General features: G+C 64.4%; 10 protein-coding genes. 6 read left to right on the plus strand and 4 right to left on the minus strand.

Annotated elements, in window-relative coordinates; translation table 11 throughout:
* Positions 1–92: 92 nt before the first annotated feature.
* The 4 genes from F8G81_RS07205 to F8G81_RS07220 form a co-directional block, all read right to left on the minus strand.
* Positions 93–1,541, minus strand: coding sequence for a dicarboxylate/amino acid:cation symporter (locus F8G81_RS07205; protein WP_267278318.1), 1,449 nt, complete (start codon positions 1,539–1,541; stop codon positions 93–95).
* Positions 1,542–1,799: 258 nt separating this feature from the next.
* Entirely contained in the window at positions 1,800–3,482 is a 1,683-nt protein-coding gene (locus F8G81_RS07210; protein ID WP_267278319.1) for a DUF885 domain-containing protein, read from the minus strand.
* A 118-nt stretch (positions 3,483–3,600) separates the two neighbouring features.
* Positions 3,601–3,831, minus strand: a complete 231-nt coding sequence (locus F8G81_RS07215) for an acyl-CoA carboxylase subunit epsilon (protein WP_267278320.1) — start codon at positions 3,829–3,831, stop codon at positions 3,601–3,603.
* The gene (locus F8G81_RS07220; RefSeq protein WP_267278321.1) at positions 3,828–5,411 is read right to left on the minus strand and encodes an acyl-CoA carboxylase subunit beta; all 1,584 of its coding nucleotides are present in this window, start codon (positions 5,409–5,411) and stop codon (positions 3,828–3,830) included. Before F8G81_RS07220 ends, F8G81_RS07215 begins: the two co-directional genes overlap by 4 nt.
* A 250-nt stretch (positions 5,412–5,661) precedes the next feature.
* On the opposite strand from F8G81_RS07220, the gene F8G81_RS07225 reads away from it, so the two are divergent.
* From F8G81_RS07225 to F8G81_RS07250, 6 genes are all read left to right on the plus strand, one after another.
* Positions 5,662–6,567 carry an SDR family oxidoreductase gene (locus F8G81_RS07225; protein ID WP_267278322.1) on the plus strand — a complete coding sequence of 302 codons (906 nt, stop codon included), beginning with the start codon at positions 5,662–5,664 and terminating at the stop codon, positions 6,565–6,567.
* Between the two features lie 66 nt (positions 6,568–6,633).
* Complete coding sequence (locus F8G81_RS07230; protein WP_267278323.1) at positions 6,634–7,569, plus strand: biotin--[acetyl-CoA-carboxylase] ligase; 936 nt, start codon at positions 6,634–6,636, stop codon at positions 7,567–7,569.
* Entirely contained in the window at positions 7,562–8,161 is a 600-nt protein-coding gene (locus tag F8G81_RS07235; RefSeq protein WP_267278324.1) for a PH domain-containing protein, read from the plus strand. The genes F8G81_RS07230 and F8G81_RS07235 overlap by 8 nt, the downstream gene beginning before the upstream one ends.
* Complete coding sequence (locus tag F8G81_RS07240; protein ID WP_267278325.1) at positions 8,151–9,320, plus strand: adenylate/guanylate cyclase domain-containing protein; 1,170 nt, start codon at positions 8,151–8,153, stop codon at positions 9,318–9,320. The genes F8G81_RS07235 and F8G81_RS07240 overlap by 11 nt, the downstream gene beginning before the upstream one ends.
* A 134-nt stretch (positions 9,321–9,454) precedes the next feature.
* Positions 9,455–15,586, plus strand: coding sequence for an Ig-like domain-containing protein (locus F8G81_RS07245; protein ID WP_267278326.1), 6,132 nt, complete (start codon positions 9,455–9,457; stop codon positions 15,584–15,586).
* A gap of 162 nt (positions 15,587–15,748) precedes the next feature.
* The gene (locus F8G81_RS07250) at positions 15,749–21,895 is read left to right on the plus strand and encodes an Ig-like domain-containing protein (protein ID WP_267278327.1); all 6,147 of its coding nucleotides are present in this window, start codon (positions 15,749–15,751) and stop codon (positions 21,893–21,895) included.
* Positions 21,896–21,940: the final 45 nt, after the last annotated feature.

Raw genomic sequence — 21,940 nt, forward strand, 5'->3', positions numbered from 1 at the left:
AGACCGCCCCATCGCAAGGAAGTCCCCGGGAAATTTTTCCCGGGGACTTCCTTTGCTGCTGCCAGCTTGTACTGCGGTGGTGAGCGTCGCGCTTAGACCTTCGCGTCCTCAAGTGCCCGGCTGCCGGCCAGATCCGTGGATGTCCCGGTGCGGGAGGGGTCAACGGTGGGGGAGTCGGCGTCGTCATCCACAAAGGGGGTGCCGTTCCGGGGCGCGTTGTACAGCGCCTCGTCCAGGATGCCCTGGCGCTTGGCCACGATGGTGGGGACCAGCGCCTGCCCGGCGACGTTGACTGCTGTGCGTCCCATGTCCAGGATCGGATCGATGGCCAGCAGGAGGCCGACGCCGGCCAGCGGGAGTCCCAGCGTGGAGAGCGTCAGGGTGAGCATCACCACGGCGCCGGTGGTGCCGGCGGTGGCTGCCGACCCGAGGACCGAGACCAGGGCGATCAGCAGGTACTGGGTGAAGTCCAGCTGGACGCCAAAGAACTGGGCCACAAAGATTGCCGAGATGGCCGGGTAGATTGCAGCGCAACCATCCATCTTGGTGGTGGCACCCAGGGGCACTGCGAAGGATGCATACGCGCGGGGCACGCCCAGGCTGCGTTCGGTGACCCGCTGCGTCAGCGGCAGCGTCCCCACCGAGGACCTGGAAACGAACGCCAGCTGGACGGCGGGCCATACGCCGGAGAAGTACTGCTTCACGGAAAGGCCGTGGGTGCGGACCAGCACAGGGTAAACAACGAACAGCACAAGGGCCAGGCCCACGTAGATGGCCAGGGTGAACTTGCCCAGCGAGCCGATGGTGTCCCAGCCGTAGATGGCTACGGCGTTCCCGATCAGGCCAACGGTGCCCAGCGGGGCGATGCGGATGATCCACCAGAGGACCTTCTGGATGACGGCGAGGGCGGAGGCGTTGAGGTTCAGGAACGGCTCAGCGGCCTTGCCGACCTTCAGCGCTGCCACACCGACGGCGATGGCGATCACCAGGATCTGGAGCACGTTGAAGCTGACGGCGGTGGTGACTGCGCCCGATTCTGCCACGGTGGAGCTGGCCCCCAGGCCCAGGAAATTCTTCGGGAAGAGCCCGGTGAGGAAGGCCCACCAGCTGCCCACCTTGCCGGGAGCCTCACCTTCCCCGGTGATGCCGGTGTTGCTGCCCGGCTGCAGGAGGACGCCAAGGCCGATGCCGATCAGGACGGCGATCAGGGACGTGATGGCGAACCAGAGCAGGGTGTTCCAGGCCAGCTTGGCGGCATTGGACACCTGCCGCAGGTTGGAGATGGAGCTGACCACTGCCGTGAAGATCAGCGGGACCACGGCGGTTTGCAGCAGCGACACATAGCTGGAGCCGATGGTCTGCAGCGTCGCGCCCAGGCCGTTGGGGCTGGACTGCGTGCTGCCGGTGTACTTGGCCAGGAGGCCCAGGCCCAAGCCAACGATCAGGGCTGCGATGATTTGGAAGCCGAACGAGCCTGCCCATGCGGGCAGCTGGAAGCCGGTCTTTCCTGCGGATTCGGGGGTGCGGGTTTGAGTGCTCACTCGAACACGCTAGAGGCATCGCGTATACCATCGCGAACGAACGTTGAGAAATGTTACGCGGCATCCGGTGGGCTGAAGCTTCAAAAAGCCCGGAATCTAGCCGATAATCCAAGGAAGTATGAAGTTATTCCCGGCCAGGGTGTGGCGATTGTCTCCCCTCGCACCTTTGAGTTTTTGTCCAGATCGTTGCAACCACCATATGAAGCTGCCTGACTTTTGGTCGCCCGATCTGGACAAAAACTCCGGTGGCTGAGGGGGTTACAGCAGCGCCCGGCGCAGGGTATCCAGGCCTACTGAGCCGATGTTCAACGCCTTGGTGTGGAAGGCCTTGAGGTTAAAGCGTGGGCGGGATTCGAGCTCGGCTCGGATCTGCTCCCACAGGCGCTGGCCCACCTTGTAGGAGGGGGCCTGGCCCGGCCAGCCGAGGTAGCGGGTGAATTCGAAGCTGAGCTGGCCTTCGCTGATGGGCAGGTTCTCCTTCAGGAACTCGTAGCCCTTGTCCGGCGTCCAGTTTCCGGACCCCCAGCGTTCGGGCACTTCGAGTTCCAGGTGCACGCCGATGTCGAACACCACGCGGGCGGCACGCATGCGCTGCCCGTCGAGCATGCCCATGTAATCGCCGGGATCCGAGAGGTACCCGAGCTCCTGCATGAGCTTCTCCGCATAAAGCGCCCAGCCTTCGCCGTGGCCGGAGGTCCAACAGACATTGCGCCGCCAGTTGTTGAGCAGTTCCCTGCGGTACGTTGCCGTGGCCACCTGGAGGTGGTGGCCGGGGACCCCTTCATGGAACACGGTGGTGGTTTCGGCCCAGGTTGTGAAGGTGTCCTCGCCGGCGGGGACGGACCACCACATGCGGCCGGGGCGGCTGAAATCGTCGGACGGGCCGGTGTAGTAGATGCCGCCCTCGTCGGTGGGGGCGATCAGGCACTCCAGCCTTTTCATCACGTCCGGGATCTCGAAGTGCACGCCGGCAAGGTCGGCAACGGCTTTGTCCGAGAGCTCCTGCATCCATGCCTTCAGGGCGTCGGTGCCTTTCAGCTGCCGTGCAGAGTCACTGTTGAGGATTTCCTTGGCTTCTGCAACGGTGGCTCCGGCCTTGATGGTGGCGGCCACCTGCTCCTGTTCGGCAATCAGGCGGTCAAGCTCCTGGACGCCCCAGGTGTAGGTTTCTTCGAGGTCGACGGCGGCACCCAGGAAGGAACGCGACGCGAGGGCGTAGCGCTCCCTGCCTACGGCGTCCTTCTGCGGGGCAGCGGGCAGCAGTTCACGGCGGAGGAATTCCGCGAGCTCCGCGTACGCACTCCGGGCAGCCATTGCGCCGGCGTCGAGCTTTTCCTGCACTGTGTGGTCCAGCGGACCTTCAGCCGTCTTGGCCCCGGCGGCCAGCTTGGCAAAGAATCCGTCCGCGGCCGCGTACTTGCCGGCCTGCTCAATCACAGTGCTGACCTGCCGCGCTGCCGCTACCCGCCCGGCGTCCCGGGCCTGCCGCAATGAGCTGATGTAGCCGCGGATAGCGCCGGGCACATTGAGCGCGCGGCCCGCTATGTGCTCCCAGTGCTGCCCGGTCTCCGTGGGCATCAGGTCAAAGATGGCGCGGATGTCCTGAGCCGGCGATGCCAGGTTGTTCAGTTCCGCTTCGTCCCAGCCTGACGCATGGATTTCCAGCTGGAGGCCCAGCCGTTCCCGCATGGCGTCGAGGGTGACAGCGTCAATGTCATCCTGGGGTTCGAGTCCGTCAAGGGCGGTGAGGGCCTTGCGGGCTTCCTCGGCGAACTCCGCGATCCCCTGGGGTGAATAGTCCGGATATTCGGTCTCGTGTCCCGGCAGGCCAAGGGTGGTGGCGAACGACGGGTTCAGCCGGATGAGGGTGTCTGTGTAGTCATCGGCCACGGCATCGATGGAGGATTTCGGACGGATAGGCGGTGAGGTTTCAGTAGTCACTCCACGAGACTAACCGCGCGGCTCCGGTGAGGACAGGCTGACATGGCGTACGGCATGGCGCCGCCCGACATATCCGAGAGTCTGCCGGCGGGCATCAGCACGGCAGGAAGCCAGCCCCTTAGCCGCGGCTCCGCTTCCAGGCGCCGGGCCCCGGGGAAGGCGCCAGCCTCAGCTGCTGACGGCGCACCCAATGGCGGACGGTGGGCTTCCGGCTGTCCGCCGTTTCCGCGCCTCCCAGGGAAAGTACGACGGCGGTCAGTGCGGCGAGCTCCTCGGCCGTCGGCTGCCCCTTGACCACAGAGATCAGGGGCGCGGCCGGCGGGGTCACGTCGTCTATTGGCTCGCTCACAGCGGGATGTTCCCGTGCTTTTTGGTGGGCAGGCTGGCCCGTTTGTCCCGCAGGGCCCGGAGGCCCTTAATAATCTGCACACGGGTCTCAGACGGAGCGATGACTGCGTCAACGTACCCCAGCTGGGCCGCCTGGTAGGGGTTCAGCAGCTCTTCCTCGTACTGCCGGATGACCTCGGCGCGCCGGGCTTCCACATCGCCGCCCGCCTCGGCTACGGCGGCCAGGTCACGGCGGTAGAGGATGTTCACGGCGCCCTGTGCCCCCATGACACCGATCTGGGCGGTGGGCCACGCCAGGTTCAGGTCCGCACCCAGCTTCTTGGAACCCATCACGATGTACGCGCCGCCGTATGCCTTGCGGGTGATGACGGTGACTTTGGGAACTGTGGCCTCGGCATAGGCGTACAGGAGCTTGGCGCCGCGGCGGATGATGCCCTGGAATTCCTGGTCCTTTCCGGGCAGGAACCCGGGCACATCAACCAGCGTGATGATGGGAATGTTGAAGGCATCGCAGTTCCGGACAAACCGGGCAGCCTTTTCCGAAGCGGCGATGTCCAGCGTGCCGGCAAACTGGATGGGCTGGTTGGCCACGATTCCCACCGTGTGTCCTTCGACCCTGCCGTAGCCGATGATCACGTTGGGGGCATAGAGCGCCTGCATCTCCAGGAAATGGGCGTCGTCAACGATCTGCTCAATGACACTGCGCATGTCGTAGGGCTGGTTCGCGGAATCCGGGATAAGTGTGTCCAGCGCCAGGTCGTCGTCGTCAATATCAAGTTCCTGCTGGTGCTCCTGGACAGGTGCTTCCGCAAGATTGTTGGACGGCAGGAAGTCCAGCAGCTCGCGAACAAACTCAATGGCGTCAGTCTCGTCGGACGCCAGGTAGGTGGAGGTTCCGGTGGTGGCGTTGTGCTGGCGCGCGCCGCCGAGGGTCTCCATGTCCACGTCTTCACCCGTGACTGTCTTGATAACGTCGGGGCCGGTGATGAACATGTGGGAGGTTTTGTCCACCATGACCACGTAGTCCGTGAGCGCAGGGGAGTAGGCGGCGCCGCCGGCGGACGGGCCCATGATCAGGGAGATCTGGGGGACCACACCGGAGGCGTGGACATTGTTCCGGAAGATGTCAGCGAACATGGCCAGCGAGGCGACGCCTTCTTGGATACGGGCGCCCCCGCCGTCGAGGATTCCCACCACGGGGCAGCCATTGCGCAGGGCGAACTCCTGGACCTTGACTATCTTCTCGCCGTTAACCTGGCTGAGCGAACCGCCGTAAACGGAGAAGTCCTGGCTGTAGACGGCCACCGGGCGGCCGTCCACGGTGCCGTAGCCGGAGACCAGGCCATCACCGAGCGGCTTCTTTTTCTCCATGCCAAAAGCGGTGGAACGGTGGACCGCCAGCGCGTCGAACTCCACAAAGGAGCCTTCGTCGAGCAGGAGGTCGATGCGCTCGCGGGCGGTGTTCTTACCGCGGGCATGCTGCTTTTCGATTGCCTCGGGGCCGGAGGGCTGTTCTGCACGCGCCTGGCGGTCGCGGAAATCGGCGATCTTTCCCGCTGTCGTTGTCAGATCGTGGCTCATTAAGTGTTCTCCGGCTCTGTAGCTGATGTGGCGCCGTCCCAAGGTGGCGCCGTAACGATGTGGTGCAGTGCGTGGGAGGCCCGTTCATATGGCGCGGATTAAGTGGCTTCCACACAAAGAACGAACCCCGTTGGCTAGTCTAGTGACGCTCCCGGCGGGGATGGCTGTAGAAAACCTACAACTTTCCAACCTGCGGCAACATCTCCACATAAGTTACTCGCCAGTAACATAATTCGGCTACAGTAGTGGCATGACTTCGAGCAACGATGCTTTGGGTGCCGCCGCAGCGCCGTACCAGGCCGCCGGTTCCCTTCAGGGCCGCACTATCCTGATCTCCGGCGGGAGCCGCGGAATCGGGCTGGCCATAGCCACCCGGGCGGCACAGGACGGGGCCAATATCGTGCTGATGGCCAAGACCGGCCAGGCGCACCCGAAACTGGCCGGCACCGTCTTTACCGCCGCAGAGCAGCTGGAGGCCGCAGGCGGGCAGGCGTTGCCGCTGGTGGGGGATGTCCGCAATGACGATGACGTCGCCGGCGCTGTTGCCGCCGCAATGGACCGCTTTGGCGGAATCGACGTGGTCATCAACAACGCTTCGGCCATCGATCTCTCAAAAACCGACGACGTGGACATGAAGCGCTACGACCTGATGCAGGACATCAACGTCCGCGGTACGTTCCTGCTGTCCAAACTGGCGCTGCCCGCGCTCCGGAAATCGGCGCAGGGCCACATCCTCACACTGTCACCGCCGCTGAATCTCGATCCCCACTGGGCAGGCAGGCACCTTGCCTACACCATGGCGAAGTACGGGATGAGCCTGACCACCCTGGGGCTTGCAGAGGAACTCAAGGCTGACGGGATCCGCGTGAACTCCCTGTGGCCGTGCACCCTCATCGACACAGCCGCCATCCGGAACATGCCAGGAGGGCAGGCCATGGTGAAGGCCGCACGCGGGCCTCAGATTATGGCTGATGCCGCGCACGCGGTGCTGACCGGCAGCAATCTGACGGCAGAGGCGCAGCAAGGGGCAGAGGCGTCGCCAACCGGAAATTTCTACACCGACGAACAGGTGCTGACCGCAGCGGGGGTCACGGACTTCCGGCCTTACAGCCTTGGGGCGGCCGAGGACCAGCTGGTTCCCGACATTTTCCTCTGAGCGGCCGCCAGGGCGGACGTTGGAATGCCATCGGCTGAGGGGACGGCAAGTCGATAGGATTCAACCATGGATGATGCATACGCCCACGGATCGCCGTTGAACCGGACACCGCTGAACCGCGGAGCCCTGGCCGATCAGGACTTCCTCTCTGCCGCCGGCATCTCCAGGCTTGAGGTGGTGGACACCACCGGTTCCACCAACGCCGACCTGCTGCGCAATGTCTCGGTTGAGCCCGCCCTGTGGCCGGATCTGTCCGTGCTGACGGCGGAATACCAGACAGCTGCCCGGGGCCGCCTTGACCGGCGGTGGGAGTCGCCTCCCCTCAGCTCGCTTTCGGTGTCCGTGGTTCTGCGTCCCGCCAACGCCGAGGGCCGGCCGCTTCCCACCCAGACCTATTCCTGGCTGTCGCTGCTGGCTGCCCTGGCGCTGCGCGAGACACTCCTGGAGACGGCCGGGATTCCGGCGGAACTCAAGTGGCCCAATGACGTTCTGGTCCGCGGCCGCAAGATCGCCGGCATTCTTGCGCAGCTGGGCCCCATGAGCGATGGTTCTGTGCCTCCGGTGATCCTTGGCACAGGTCTGAACGTGAGCCTTAGCTCGAACGAGCTGCCAGTCCCCACGGCCACCTCGGTGACGTTGGAGCAGCCGCGAACCGCAGACCGGACGCTGCTGCTGAAGAGCTACCTGGCCCGGTTCGCCGGCCTCTACCGCAGTTTTTGCAATGCCGACGGCGACCCCGCCGCGGGCCTGGCCGGCGGAGCCTCCCTCCACAAGAGAGTGGAGTCGGCCATGGTGACCATCGGCAAGCAGGTGCGCGCCCAACTGCCCGGGGACCATGAGATTATCGGCCGCGCCTCCCGACTCGATGACTATGGCTCCCTCCTGGTGGTGGACCGCGACGCCCGGGAACATGTGGTGACCGCCGGCGACGTCGTCCATCTCCGCCCCTGGACGCCGCCGGGCCAGGCTCCTCCGCAAGGCAGTGAAGGCGGCTATGCGTAAAGACCTCGTGCCGGGCGAGCAGGTTATTGTGACCACCCGCCCGCAGCCGAGGCAGTTGGCAGGACCAGCGGCAGCCTTTATCGCGGCTCCCGCCGCAGCCGCTTTTGCCAGTGCCTGGATCAGTCGCGGCGAGGCCACCCGCCTGGTGCCAGGTATTTCCGCGGAATGGTCACCGTGGCTCGTCACGGGATGCGTCCTGGCCGCCGCATGGATATGGTTGGGATACTGCCTGCCGCGCTTTCTGCGGTGGCAGGCCACGCGTTATACGCTGACCAGCCGCAGGATAGTTGCCAGGTACGGCATGTTGAGACGGAGGGACCAGCAAGTGAATCTGGCGGCCGTGCGCGACGTGACCTTGCGGCAGTCCGTTCTGCAGCGCATATTGCGGTCCGGGAATATATTCTTGGAGACCGGATACCACGGCAGTATCGCCATTCAGGATGTGCCTGAAGCTGCGCGGTTCCGGGATTTTGTGCTGGATGCCATCGATGGGCTGCCCCGGGACGGGGAACCGTGGATGGACGAAACGCTTGACGATACCGGCCGGGTGCTGCCATGGGAACTGAGAGAAGGTGGACAGGATGAACGATGAGGACCAGCAGGAACGGCAGGACGCCGCTGTTCCCGCCGCTCCCGAATCCGCCCGCCCCTACGCTGCTCCTCCTGTCCCTGGATTCTCCGTGGCCGCGAACCCTCCCACGGGAACGCTGTCGGCCGAGCGGCTGGCAGCGAAGGCTCTTGAAACCCGGTTGCTGGGCGGTGAGCGGAAGCTCCGCCGCCGTGAGGTGGCCGCCGGCGCAGGGCTCTCTCTCCTGTCGGCACGGAAACTCTGGCGTGCCCTTGGCTTTCCGAATTTTGGCGACGACGATGTTGCCTTCACCGAGCGCGACCAGGCTGCCCTCTCCACAGTGGTGGATCTGGTCAGGTCAGGAATGTTGACGGAAGAGGCCGCGATCTCCGTCACCAGGTCGATCGGCCAGATGACGGACCGGATGGTGGTCTGGCAGATCGAGGCACTGGTCGAGGACATGGTCCACGAGCAAGGCGTCACCGATGCCGTTGCCCGCAAACAGTTGGTCAACGATCTCCCTGCCCTGGTGGATGCCCTCGAAGAGATGCTGGTGTACTCGTGGCGACGGCAACTGAACGCAGGCGTCCAGCGCCTTGCGGTCCGGGCCGAAGCCGGCCTGCAGGCCAGCGAGGAGGGCCGTGAAGGCGACGAGGACGATGCGCCCCTGCCGCTGGCACGTGCCGTGGGCTTTGCCGATCTTGTGTCCTATACCAGCCTGTCCCGCAGGATGAATGAAAAGACGCTGGCGCGGCTGGTCCAGCGCTTCGAGAACAAGTGCGCCGAGATCATTTCTGTGGGCGGCGGCCGGCTGGTGAAGACCGTCGGGGACGAAGTGCTTTACATTGCCGAAACTCCGGCGGCGGGAGCCGAGATCTCACTAGCTTTGGCGCAGGCATTTACCGAGGATGAGATCCTTCCGGAGGCACGTGTGGCCATGGTCTGGGGCAGGATACTGTCCCGCCTCGGAGACATTTACGGCCCTACAGTGAATCTGGCGGCCCGGCTCACCACCCTGGCCGATCCTGGAACTGTCCTGGTGGATTCCATGACGGCCTCGGCACTGGACCGTGATGAACGCTTTGTCCTGGTACCGCAGCCGGCCGAAAATGTCCGCGGTTTCGGAGAAATCCATCCTGTTCTGCTCAGCAGGGGACTCGGCAAGGGCCTGATCCTGGACTGACCTGTACGGAGCTGGACTGTAGAGCCGGAACGACTTTATCCATTTGATGGCGAATGCCGATATAGTCATAACTGCCTGGTGTCAGCTGGCCGGAGACCGGCCCTGCCGGAGTCTTACTTGGGGGAAACAAAACCGTGAATCTTCGCCGAGCCGTGCGCCAAAAGGCAGCGGCAGCCGGACCCCGCTTCCACCTGCCACGCTGGTTTCCGGCCGTGGCTTTTTCCGTTGCTGGAGTGGTGTTGGTCACGGGTGCTGTTTTGTATCCGGGGTTTAAGACCACTGAGGTGGAGTTGAACGATGGTGGTGTGTGGGTTGTTTCGAAGTCCAAGAATGCTGTGGGGCGGCTGAATTATCCGTCGCGTGTTCTTGATGGGGCGGTGACGCCGGCGAGTACTACGTTTGATGTTTTGCAGCATGCGGGGGATGTGTTTGTTGATGATGAGACGGGTTCGACGCTGAACCAGGTTTCTCCGGCGAACATGCGTTTGGGCGGGGACAAGCAGCTGCCCGGTGCCGCCCAGGTGAGTTTTGGCTCCAGAGTAATTTCCGTTACGGACGCAGCGAAGGGCAAGGTCTGGGCCCTTTCGCCCTCCACGGTCAGCGGCTTCGAAGCGGACTCTACTGAACCGGCGCTCACCGCTTCGCAAGGCACGGTGTCTGCCGTCGGTGCGGATGACCGGATTTATTCTGCGGATCCGAAGTCGGGAGCCGTCACTGTTACTGGTGTGGATGCCAATGGTGAGGTGACGTCGTCGGAGTCCAGTACGTGGGGTGAGCTGAAGGGGTCCGGGGATCTGCAGATCACGGTGGTGGGGGACCGGCCGGTGGTGCTTGATGCCGGGGCCGGGAAGCTGTTTTTGCCGGGCGGGAAGCGTTTGCAGCTGGATAATGCGCGGGATGCGAAGCTGCAGCAGACTGGTCCGGGCAGTGATGTTGTGGCGATTTCGACGCAGAAGGCGTTGTTGAAGCAGCCGTTGGATGGTTCGACGGCGAAGACTGTGACGTTTGATGGTGAGGGTGTGCCGGCGGCGCCTGTGCAGTTGGCGGGGTGTGTGCATGCGGCGTGGTCGGGTGCGAACAAGTACGTGCGTGATTGCGTCAATGATGTTGATGACAAGAACGTGGACGTGCCGAAGGCGAGTGCGTCGCCGTCGTATGTGTTCCGGGTCAACCGGAACGTGGTGGTCCTGAACGATGTGAACTCCGGGAATGTGTGGCTGGTGAACCAGAACATGCAGCTGGTCAACAACTGGGACGACGTCATCCCGCCGCAACAGACCTCGGATGACGCCGATAAGGACTCTGCAGACGAAGTCCAGCAGACCGTCCTGCCGGACCGCACCAAACCCAACAGCGCACCGGTCGCCAAGCCGGACACGTTCGGCATCCGCGCCGGAAGGACGGCCATCCTCCCCGTCCTGGACAACGACACCGACCCCGACGGCGACATCCTCACCGTCCGCGCCCCCGATCCCATCGGTTCAGGGCCGGTCGCCCCGATCTACGGTTCCACCGGATTCCAGGTCAGTGTTCCGGCGGACAAGACCGGGTCCGAGACCTTTAAGTACAGCGTGGACGACGGCCGCGGCCTGACGGCCTCCTCCGACATCACGCTCAATATCATTCCGCCAGGGGAGAACTCCGCTCCCCGGCAGAAGCCCAACCGGAACACCACGCTGATAGTCCAGGCCGGCAAGATCGTCAGCCAAAACATCCTCACCGACTGGATCGACCCCGACGGCGATGACCTCTACGTGGTGAATGCCACAGCCAGCGATCCCCGGGATCAGGTCAAGGTCCGGCCCGACGGACTGCTGACGTTCCAGGACGCCGGTACGGAGCCCGGGCGGAAAGTGGTCACCCTGACGGTGTCTGACGGCCAGTCCACCGCCGAAGGCAAGGTCACGGTGGACGTTCGCGCACCGGGAGCGTTGCCGCCCATCGCCAATGCAGACCACGTGGTTGCCGTGGCCGGGGTGGACACCGTGATCGCGCCGCTGAAAAACGACTCCGACCCGCTGGGCGGTGCCCTTCGCCTCGCCCAGGTCACACCGGACGGGAACTCCTCAGCCACCATGGGTGCGGACCAACAGACCTTCACGTTCAACTCCACGGCCGAGGGCGCCCACTACGTGGCGTACCTCGTCACCAACGGTCCCGCCAGCGCGCAACAGCTTGTTCGTGTGGACGTTGTGTCCGGCGGCAACGACGGCGCCCCTGTTGCCGTGCGCGACACCGCCTTGCTGCCCAGCGGCGGCAGCGTCCTGGTGGACGTCCTGGGCAATGACTCGGACCCCTCCGGGGGAGTGCTTGTGGTCCAGTCCGTCACGGCTGCGGACGGCCTGCCGGTCAGCGTCGCAGTCCTGGACCACTCCGTTGTGCGGATCACTGACATCCGGGCGCAGGGCCAGCTCAGCGTCAAATACACCATCTCCAACGGCAAGTCCTCCGCGGGCGGTGATATTGCAGTCCTGGTGGTGCCGGCGCCGGCCAAGCTGCAGGCACCCCAGGCCAAACCGGATGAAGTGTCGGTCCGGGTTGGCGACGTCGTCACCATACCGGTCCTGGCCAACGACACCGATCCCAATGGCGGCCAGCTCTCGCTTGAGCCTGAGCTGCCCCAGAAACCGGACGACGCCGACGGCCGCATGTTCCGCGCAGGGAACACGTTGCGCTTTATCGCCGGAGACGTGCCCAAGACCGTCTACGCGATCTACAAGGTCACTAACGACTCAGGCCAGGCGGACTCGCAACAGGTCACCATCCGGATCCGGGCACGCGATGACGAACGCAACACCCGCCCCGAGCCGAAGAACCTGACAGCCCGTGTGGTCTCAGGAATGGTGGTGCGGATCCCGGTGCCCCTGGACGGTATCGACTCCGACGGCGACTCCGTCCAGCTGATCGGCGTGGACAAGGCCCCCGCGATGGGAACGGCTGTTGTCAGGGATGGCTACCTGGAGTTCACGGCGACCGGCGCGGCCGCCGGCACGGACACCTTCACTTACCGTGTGCGGGACCGGATCGGCGCCGAGAACACCGGGACCGTGATTGTGGGGATTGCTCCGCCTGAGCCGAACAACCAGAAACCCATCGCCGTTGACGATGCTGTGGATGTACGGCCGGGGCGCAAGATCGCCGTGGACGCGTTGAATAACGACTCCGACCCGGACGGGGACCCGATCGGGCTGGTGTCCAACGCCTTCGAGGCACGTCCGGAACTGGGCGTCGAGACGGCCGACGGCGGCAGGATACTGCTGACTGCGCCGGATACGGCCGGCAACGAGAGTGTGGGCTACAAAATACAGGACGACAAGAAAGCCCAGGGCAGTGCGGTCATCCGGGTCAGGGTCAGCCCCGACGCCACGCTAAAGGCACCGATCGCCAAGGACGATGTCATCACGCCCGCCGAGACGAAGGGCAAGTCCGCGGTGGACGTGCCCGTCCTGAAAAATGACTCCGATCCCGACGGGGTAGCTTCCGAACTTCAGCTCACCCTCCCGGACGGCAACCCCAACGCCCGCATCGGCGGCGACGGCAATGTGGTGGTCAGCCTTGCGCCGGCGGACCAGCTGGTTCCTTACACCGTCACGGACGTCGACGGCCAGAGCGCTACCGCTGTCATCTGGGTTCCCGGCCAGGGCGAAGAGCACCCCACCCTGGCCCGCACCGACGTCGTGGAAGTCATGGCCGGACAGGAAATCACCCTGGACCTGAACGAGTATGTCCGAGTCAGGGAAGGGCGCGAACCTCAGATCACCCAGGTGGACAAAGTCCGGGTGCAGGGCGCCGATCCGCAGAACGTCATCGGTGGTGACGCCAGGACGCTGCGCTACTCCGCCCTGAAAGATTACGTCGGTCCAGGTTCCGTCACTTTTGAAGTGACAGACGGCTCCGGTCCGGAAGATCCCCAGGGGCTGAAATCCACCCTGACCATCATCACCCGGGTCATTCCGGACCCGAACGCGAACCACCAGCCCACGTTCAGCGGCAGCGACCTGGAGGTGCCGACGGCCGAAGCAGCCAGCCTGGACCTGGGCAACCTGGCCAGGGATGTGGACACCGGGGACCAGGACAAGCTCACCTTCGAGCTGGACGGGATCACACCGGAAGGTTTCACAGCAACCATTGACGGGCAGACGCTTAATGTCCGCTCGGCAAACGGCATGGCCGCCGGCCGGAAGGGGACCATCCCGCTGAAGGTCACGGACGGCCGCTCGGAACCTGTCAAGGCCGCGGTGACGGCCACCGTCGTCGCGTCCAACCGGCCGCTCGCCACCGCCAACGAGGACGTCCTGGACAAGGCCAACGCGGGGCGGACCGAAACAATCAACGTCCTCGCCAACGACTTCAATCCCTTTGACGACACCCCGCTGAAAGTCGTCTCGGTAGCGGTGGAAACCGGATCCGCCGCCGGACAACCCGTCATCAGCGGAGATTCCGTTACGGTGACGCCGGCGGAAGGATCCAAGGGCGTGATGGTGCTCAGGTACACCATCGCGGACAAAACCGAGGATCCGTCACGCCAGGTGAACGGGCGGGTCCGCATCACCGTCCGGGACGAACCGGACGCACCCTCGGCCCCCACCGCAACCGACGTGCGCAGCCGGACGGCCGTACTCAAGTGGGCCCCGCCGTCGGACAACGGTGCACCGATCACCGGCTATACCGTCACGTCCACCAACGGCTTCGAACAACGTTGTGCCACCACCACCTGTACCCTCAGCGGGCTGACCAACGACGTGAAGTATGTCTTCACCGTGACCGCTACCAACGAAGTGGGAAACTCTCCAGCGTCCCCGCAGTCGAACGAAATCCGGCCGGACGAAAAGCCGTCTCCACCGGAAGCCCCCACCGTGAAGGCGGGTGACAAGGACATGGTCATCAACTGGCCGCCGGCCAAGACCGAGGGCTCGGCCGTTAAAAGCTACAACCTCGAGATCTCACCGCCTCCCGCCGGTGGCGTTGCAGTCAAAAACGGCGTGACCGGCCTGACCTACGCCTGGACTGGCCTGACCAACGGCGTCCGCTATAAGGTTCGCGCCCAGGCCGTCAACGAGCTGGGAGCCTCGGACTGGGGTATCTACTCCTCCGAAGACAACCCTGCCGGAGTGCCCGCCGCGCCAGCGGCACCGACCTCCGCCGTGGCCTCCGCCGTGGGAACTACTAATCAGCTGCGTGTTAACTGGACGGAACCGAACACCAACGGCGACGCGATCAGGAACTATTACGTCACCATGAGCGGAGGCGGCGCCACGCCGCAGACCCAGACGATCGCAGGTACCGTTCGCACCGCCAACTTCAGTGCAAACAATTCCGAAGCCGAATACACCTTCACCGTCCAGGCGGAGAACAAGGCAGGAAAGGGTGCGGTCAGTCCGCCTTCGGCACCCCGGCGGGCCACCGGCAAACTTGGCCAGGTCTCCGGCGTCACTGTCGCTGCGGCAGACACCGGGGGAGCCGGCCGGAAGGTGGCCATCGATTTCAGGGAACTGACCGCTGCCGAACGGAATGGCTCGTCGGTTAATGAGGTCAGCTACAGCTATAACGCCAGCACCGGCGAAAGCGGTCCGATTACGCGGGGGCAGACGGTTGGCGGTTTCACCAACGGCGTCCAGACCACCATCACGGTGATCGCGCACTCAACGGTAGCGCCGAGCTCCAATGCCAGCGCCGGCGCATCGACCACCCCTTACGGGTCACCCGGAACGCCGACAGCCGCAGGCGAAAACGGCCCGATGAACCAAAAGTACGCAACCATGAGCTGGTCCTCACCGTCCACCAGCACCAACGATGTCGCCCAAACCAAAATCAACATCAACAACCGCGGCTGGGAGGTGGTGGCGCCCTCCGGCAGCCGGGTGGTCAACACCGAGGGCTACGGTGAGCTGGTGTCCATACAGGTCCAGACGTTCAACTCACTGGGCACCGGCGGCACGGCCCCCGCTGCGATCGCCTCATCAGGCAAACAGGGCGGGTGGACCACCACGCTCTCCGCCGGCATGCAGCGCTCCTGCACGGATCCCGCCGACCGCGCCACCTACGATCCAGTCAAGCACACGTGCGAGGGCGTCGGCGGGGACAATCCGCCGTGGTTCTATGCCGGGCAAACCATCGTGGTGAAGTGCTGGATCACCCACACTGACGGCTACGGCAACACCGGCCAGTGGTACCGGGTGGAAGAGGGCTCCTATCGGAATGTGGGCCGCTACGTCAACGTCAGCCACACCGGGGTCGGAGGACAGTCCTATGCACCACAATGCTGAGCTTCCGGGGCTCGGGAACGCGCATCTGCCGGATGGGCAGCCCTGCCCATCGCAGCCCCTGACCGGGTTGGGTAGGCTAGCGCGGGGAACAGAGAGCCCTGGACAGGGTCTTTGGACAGGTCGGCCTGGGGGCCGCCATAAATTTGAGGGAAAAGTAACGCTGTGACAACTCTGCTGGGGAAGCTTGGGCTGAAAAAGCGCCGGAACAAACTCGCCAACCGCCACAAGGGGCTCATCGCCGGAACGGCGTTTGGAGCCGCCGTGGTGGTGTTGGTCACGGGTGCTGTGTTGTATCCGGGGTTTAAGACCACTGAGGTGGAGTTGAACGATGGTGGTGTGTGGGTTGTTTCGAAGTCCAAGAATGCTGTGGGGCGGCTGAATTATCCGTCGCGTGTTCTTGATGGGGCGGTGACGCCGGCGAGTACTACGTTTGATGTTTTGCAGCATGCGGGGGATGTGTTTGTTGATGATGAGACGGGTTCGACGCTGAACCAGGTTTCTCCGGCGAACATGCGCCTGGGCGGGGACAAACAGCTGCCCGGTGCCGCCCAGGTGGGTTTTGGCGCTCAGGTGATCTCGGTGACTGATCCGGCGTCAGGCAAGGTCTGGGCGGTGTCGCCGTCCACGGTCAGCGGCTTCGAAGCGGACTCTACTGAACCGGCGCTCACCGCTTCGCAAGGCACGGTGTCTGCCGTCGGTGCGGATGACCGGATTTATTCTGCGGATCCGAAGTCGGGAGCCGTCACTGTTACTGGTGTGGATGCCAATGGTGAGGTGACGTCGTCGGAGTCCAGCACCTGGGGTGAGCTGAAAGGCTCCGGTGACCTGCAGATCACGGTGGTGGGGGACCGGCCGGTGGTGCTTGATGCCGGGGCCGGGAAGCTGTTTTTGCCGGGCGGGAAGCGTTTGCAGCTGGATAATGCGCGGGATGCGAAGCTGCAGCAGACTGGTCCGGCGAGTGATGTTGTGGCGATTTCGACGCAGAAGGCGTTGTTGAAGCAGCCGTTGGATGGTTCGACGGCGAAGACTGTGACCTTTGATGGTGAGGGTGTGCCGGCGGCGCCTGTGCAGTTGGCGGGGTGTGTGCATGCGGCCTGGTCGGGCGCGAACAAGTACGTGCGTGATTGCGTGAATGATGTTGATGACAAGAACGTGGACGTGCCGAAGGCGAGTGCGTCGCCGTCGTATGTTTTCCGGGTGAACCGGGACGTGGTGGTCCTGAACGATGTGAACTCCGGGAATGTGTGGCTGGTGAACCAGAACATGCAGCTGGTGAACAACTGGGACGACGTTGTCCCGCCCAAAAACGAGTCCGATGAACAGGACCAGGATTCCGCCGACAACAACACCATCAACGTGCTCCCTGACCGCACCAAACCCAACCGGCCGCCGGAAACAAAACCGGACATCGTCGGCGTACGCCCCGGCCGTACCACCGTCCTGAGCGTCCTGGACAATGACTCCGATCCTGACGGCGACGTCCTGACCGCCGCCGTCGGCAATGCCGGTCCCAAGGCCGGTAGCCTGGAGAGCATCTACGGCGGCACCGCCTTCCAGATCTCTGTCCCGGCCACGGCAAACCCGGGCACCGAAACCTTCGACTACAACGCGGCGGACGGCCGGGGGCTCTCCGCCGGCGGCCAGGTGACGCTGAGCGTGGTGGGCCCGGACGAAAACCGGCCACCCCAGTTCAAACGGGGCGGGGACGCCACCACCATGCTCGTCGAACAGGGCAAAACCGTCAGCCAGAACATTCTCACCGACTGGGCTGATCCCGACGGCGACGACCTGGTCCTGATGGATGCCAAGGCTGACAACGACCAGGACCAGGTCAAGGTCCGCCGTGACGGACTGCTGACCTTCCAGGATTCCGGCGCCACGGCCGGCAAGAAGAACGTCACCGTCACCATCTGGGACGGCAGGGCAACAGTCACCGGAAAAGTAGTGGTCAACGTCCAACCGCCCGGAGCCCTGGCCCCGGTGGTCAATGCCGACCATGTCACAGCAGTGGTGGGCCAGGACCTGGTGATCGCCCCGCTGAAGAACGACGTGGACCCCAACGGAGGTGCCCTGCGGCTCGCCCAGGTGGAGGCCAACGGCCCCGCCGAACTCGGCCCTGTCACAGACGGCGGCACCTTCACGTTCCGCAGCACCACCCCGGGCCCGGTCTACCTCACGTACATCGCCAGCAACGGCCCGCAGAGCAGCCAGGGACTCATCCGGGTTGACGTGGAGTCGGGCAAGGACGGCGGCGACCCCGTGGCAGTCCACGATGTTGCGCTGATGCCTGTTGGAGGCAGCGTCCTGCTGGATCCGCTGGCCAACGACTCAGACCCCTCCGGCGGGGTCCTGGTCCTGCAGTCAGTCAAGCTTCCGGAGAACACCACCGCGTCCGTCAGCGTGATCGACCACAGCGTCCTGCGGATCACGGACATCCTGGGCACCAAAGACCCGTTCCTCTTCGAGTACACCATGTCCAACGGAAAGAAGTCCGCCACCGGCAGCGTCTCCGTTGTTCCGGTACCGGCGCCTGCCATCGTGGAGGCACCCCAGCCAAAACCGGACGAGGTGAACGTCCGCATCAACGACGTCGTCACCATTCCCGTACTGGACAACGACACCCATCCGCAGGGCGAAAAACTGACGGTTGATCCCGTCCTTCCCCAGGGCGTGGACCCGGCTGACGGCAAGAGCTTCGTGTCGGAGAACACCCTCCGGTTTATCGCCGGGCCGCAGCCGAAAACGGTCCGCGCGATTTACAACGCGGTGGATCCGCAGGGGCAGAAGAGCGCTGCGGCCGTCACCATCCATATTCTTCCGCTGGAAGGCGCCGAAAACTCAAGGCCGCAGCCCCGGAACCTGACAGCCCGGGTGGTGGCTGCGGGCACCGTGCGCATACCGGTTCCGCTGGATGGGATAGATCCCGACGGCGACTCCGTGCAGCTGACGGGCATCGACAGCACTCCGGCCATGGGGACGGCTGCCGTGGGCAGCAATTTCATTGACTTTACGGCCGCGGGCGACGGCGCCGGAACCGACACCTTCCGCTACAAGGTGGTGGATCGCCAGGGCGCGGTCAATACGGGAACCGTAACCGTGGGAATAGCACCGCGGGGTGAGACCAACCAGAATCCCACTCCAGTGGACGACGAGGTCAAGGTCCGGCCGGGGCGGCAGATTGCCGTCGACGCCGCCGGCAACGACACCGATCCCGACGGTGACCTCATCCGGGTCCTCACCGACGGCATCGAGGCCGATCCCGCGCTCCAGGCCACCGTGAGCAAGCAGAGTGGCCGGATTATCCTGTTGGCGCCCAATGCTGCGGGAACGGTCAACGTCCGCTACAGCGTGGCTGATGACAGGGACGCCTCCGCGCAGGCAACCATCCGTATGGTGGTGGATAATGACGTGCCCCTGCAGGCACCCATTGCCCGCGACGACAGGGTGACGTCTGCCCAGACCATGGGAAAGACTGCCGTGGACGTGCCGGTCCTGAAGAACGATGAAGACCCCGACGGCGTGGGGGAGAACCTGAAAATCAGCACGGAGGTGCCGACAGCCCGCCCCGGCGCTGACGGCAACATGATCGTTGACCTGACCGAGCAGCCGCAGCTCATTCCGTACACCGTGGAAGACGTGGACGGCCAGAAGTCAACGGCCATCATCTGGGTGCCGGGGATCGGGCAGCAGGTGCCAACGCTCGCGAAGGACGAGGTGATTGAGGTCATCGCCGGCCAGTCGGTCACGGTGGACCTGGACGAATGGGTGAAGGTCCGGGAAGGACGCTCGCCGCGCCTGACCCAGACTGACCGGGTCAAGCTCATCGGCTCCGACGGCAGTGACCCCGGATCCGGAGACGGTACGCAGCTTAAGTACACCGCCGGAGTTGACTATGTAGGCCCCGGCTCCATCAGCTTCGAGGTCACAGACGGAAGCGGCGTGGATGATCCCGCCGGCCTCAAATCCACCCTGAGCATCCGCACCAAGGTGCTGCCTGACCCCAACCGCAACAACCCGCCGGAACTGCTGGGTGCCAACGTTGACGTACCCAAGGGGGACGCGGCTACCGTTGACCTCGGCAAGCTGACGGCGGACCCGGACCGCGACGACCTCGAGAACATGAAGTACGAGCTGGTGGGAGCCACGCCGGGCGGATTCGAAGCCGGAATCGACGGCAAATCCCTCAAGGTCTCCGCCACGGACAACAGCGCCTCCGGTACAGCTGGCACCCTCCAGGTCAAGGCCAAGGACTCGCGTGGCCTGGAAGCCACCGCCACCTTCCAGCTGACGGTGACGGCCTCCAACCGGCCAAAGCCGGTGGCCAATGACGATGTGGAGCCCAGCGCCGCTGCGGGTAAGCCGGTAACGGTCAAAGTCCTGGACAACGATGCAAACCCATTCCCCGAATCACCGCTGAAGATCCTTTCCGCGATCACCGAAACGGGCCAGGGAACTGCCGAGATGACAGGAGATTCCGTCACGGTCACGCCGTCGGCAGGATTCACCGGAACCATGGTGGTGGCCTACACGGTGGCGGACAAGACAGGGGATGATTCCCGCAATGCGACAGCACGTATCCGGCTGACGGTGAAGGACGCTCCGATGGCTCCGACGACTCCCCAGGCTCAGAGCGTCGGGGACCAGACGGCACTGCTGACCTGGGGAGCCCCCGCGGACCGCGGCGCCCCGATTACCAAGTACACGGTCTTTGGCGAAAACGGCTTCCAGCAGGAATGCCCTGCGAACACATGCACACTGACCGGTCTTACCAACAACACCAAGTACCACTTCCAGGTCACCGCCACGAACGAATTCGGCGACTCGGACAAGTCCCCGGCCTCTGCTGAAGTCCGCCCGGACGTGAAGCCGGATACCCCGCTGGCTCCTGCATTGAAATTCGGCGATAAAGAACTCGCCGTCACCTGGGTGGCACCTGCCAGCAAGGGGTCACCGGTCAAGTCCTACGACCTTGAAATCTCTCCGGCCCCCGCCGGCCAGAATGCGCAAATCCAGAACCTGACAGCGGTCAGCTATGTCTGGAAGGGGCTTCAGAATGGTGTGGCCTACAAGGTGCGCGTGCTGGCCCGCAACGATGCCAAGGACCCATCCGAGTGGAGCCCGTACTCCGCGGCGGAGGTGCCGGCAGGTCCACCCGCAACGCCTGCGCCGCCCACCGCATCTGATGCGGGCTCCGTCGGGGCCCAAAGCCAGCTGAAAGTCAGTTGGACTGCACCTAACAACAATGGCGACGCAGTGAAGTCCTACACCCTCACAACGTTGCGTGGCGGAGCGGTTGTCAGCAGCCAGCCGGTGACCGTAGGAACATCGCAGAACGTCACGGTGGATAACTCCGAGGCCAACTACACCTTTACGGTATCTGCCACCAACAAGGCAGGGACCAGCGGGACCAGCAGCCCGTCGGCGGCAATCCGCGCTGCCGGCAAGCCGGGCCAGGTGAGCAGCGGCACGGTGGCGGACACAGGCACCAGCGGCCAGCTGCGGGTGACCTTCACTCCGCTGACCCAGGCCCAGCGGAACGGGTCCACTGAAAGTGAAATCCAGTACAGGTACAACGCTGACGGCAGATCGGGCACCATCCCTGCGGGCGGCGGGCCCATTAATGGACTCACCAACGGCCGCGACATCACCGTCACCATCATCGCCACGTCCACCAAGAACAACGTCTCGGGCGACGCCCAGGCCATCGGTACGGGCAACCCCTACGGACCGCCGAACGCGCCCAGCGTGAACGGCATGACCTCGCCCAAGGGCGACGGCCAGGTCCACTGGAGCTGGAACAACCCCAACACGAACGGCCGTCCGCTCAGCCATTACGAGGTGAGTGTGGACGGGGGCGGCTGGCAGAACGTGGGCAAGGCCAACAGCTTTGATGCCCCCGGCGGTGGCTGGAGCAACAGCCGTAACCTGCGTGTCCGGGCCGTGTCGGTGGTGGCCGGTGCCATCGGCGGACCGGTGAGCTCGACGTCCGGCGCCGACCCCGCTCCGCCGGTAACAACGGTCCGGGTCAAGCCCGCCGACAACAACAGCTGCCCAGGCAAGCCCGGAGTCGCGGACCGCTACAGCAACGTGGGCGGCGACGCCCGCTGCGGTTCCAGTGATGCCAACTGGGTCTCGACGTCCGACGGCTGGATCGTGAGCCAATGCTGGATGAACATCTACGGGTCCAGCGAATCATCCAACCCGCCCACCTACTACAAGTGGTACCGGATGGAGAACGGCCCGCACCCCGGCTGGTACGTCAAGCTGGCCACCATCGACATCAATGGACCGGACGTTCCCCGGTGCTGACGCCCGGCCAGCCAGTCACTCCACTACCGTCTCCCCAATCAAGCA

It is taken from the genome of Arthrobacter sp. CDRTa11 (assembly GCF_026427775.1).
Lineage (GTDB): Bacteria > Actinomycetota > Actinomycetes > Actinomycetales > Micrococcaceae > Arthrobacter.

Coding starts and splice junctions, on each gene's coding strand:
- F8G81_RS07220 (WP_267278321.1), bottom strand. CDS start 5,411: ATGAGCCACGATCTGACAACGACAGCGGGAAAGATCGCCGATTTCCGC.
- F8G81_RS07225 (WP_267278322.1), top strand. CDS start 5,662: ATGACTTCGAGCAACGATGCTTTGGGTGCCGCCGCAGCGCCGTACCAG.
- F8G81_RS07230 (WP_267278323.1), top strand. CDS start 6,634: ATGGATGATGCATACGCCCACGGATCGCCGTTGAACCGGACACCGCTG.
- F8G81_RS07235 (WP_267278324.1), top strand. CDS start 7,562: ATGCGTAAAGACCTCGTGCCGGGCGAGCAGGTTATTGTGACCACCCGC.
- F8G81_RS07240 (WP_267278325.1), top strand. CDS start 8,151: ATGAACGATGAGGACCAGCAGGAACGGCAGGACGCCGCTGTTCCCGCC.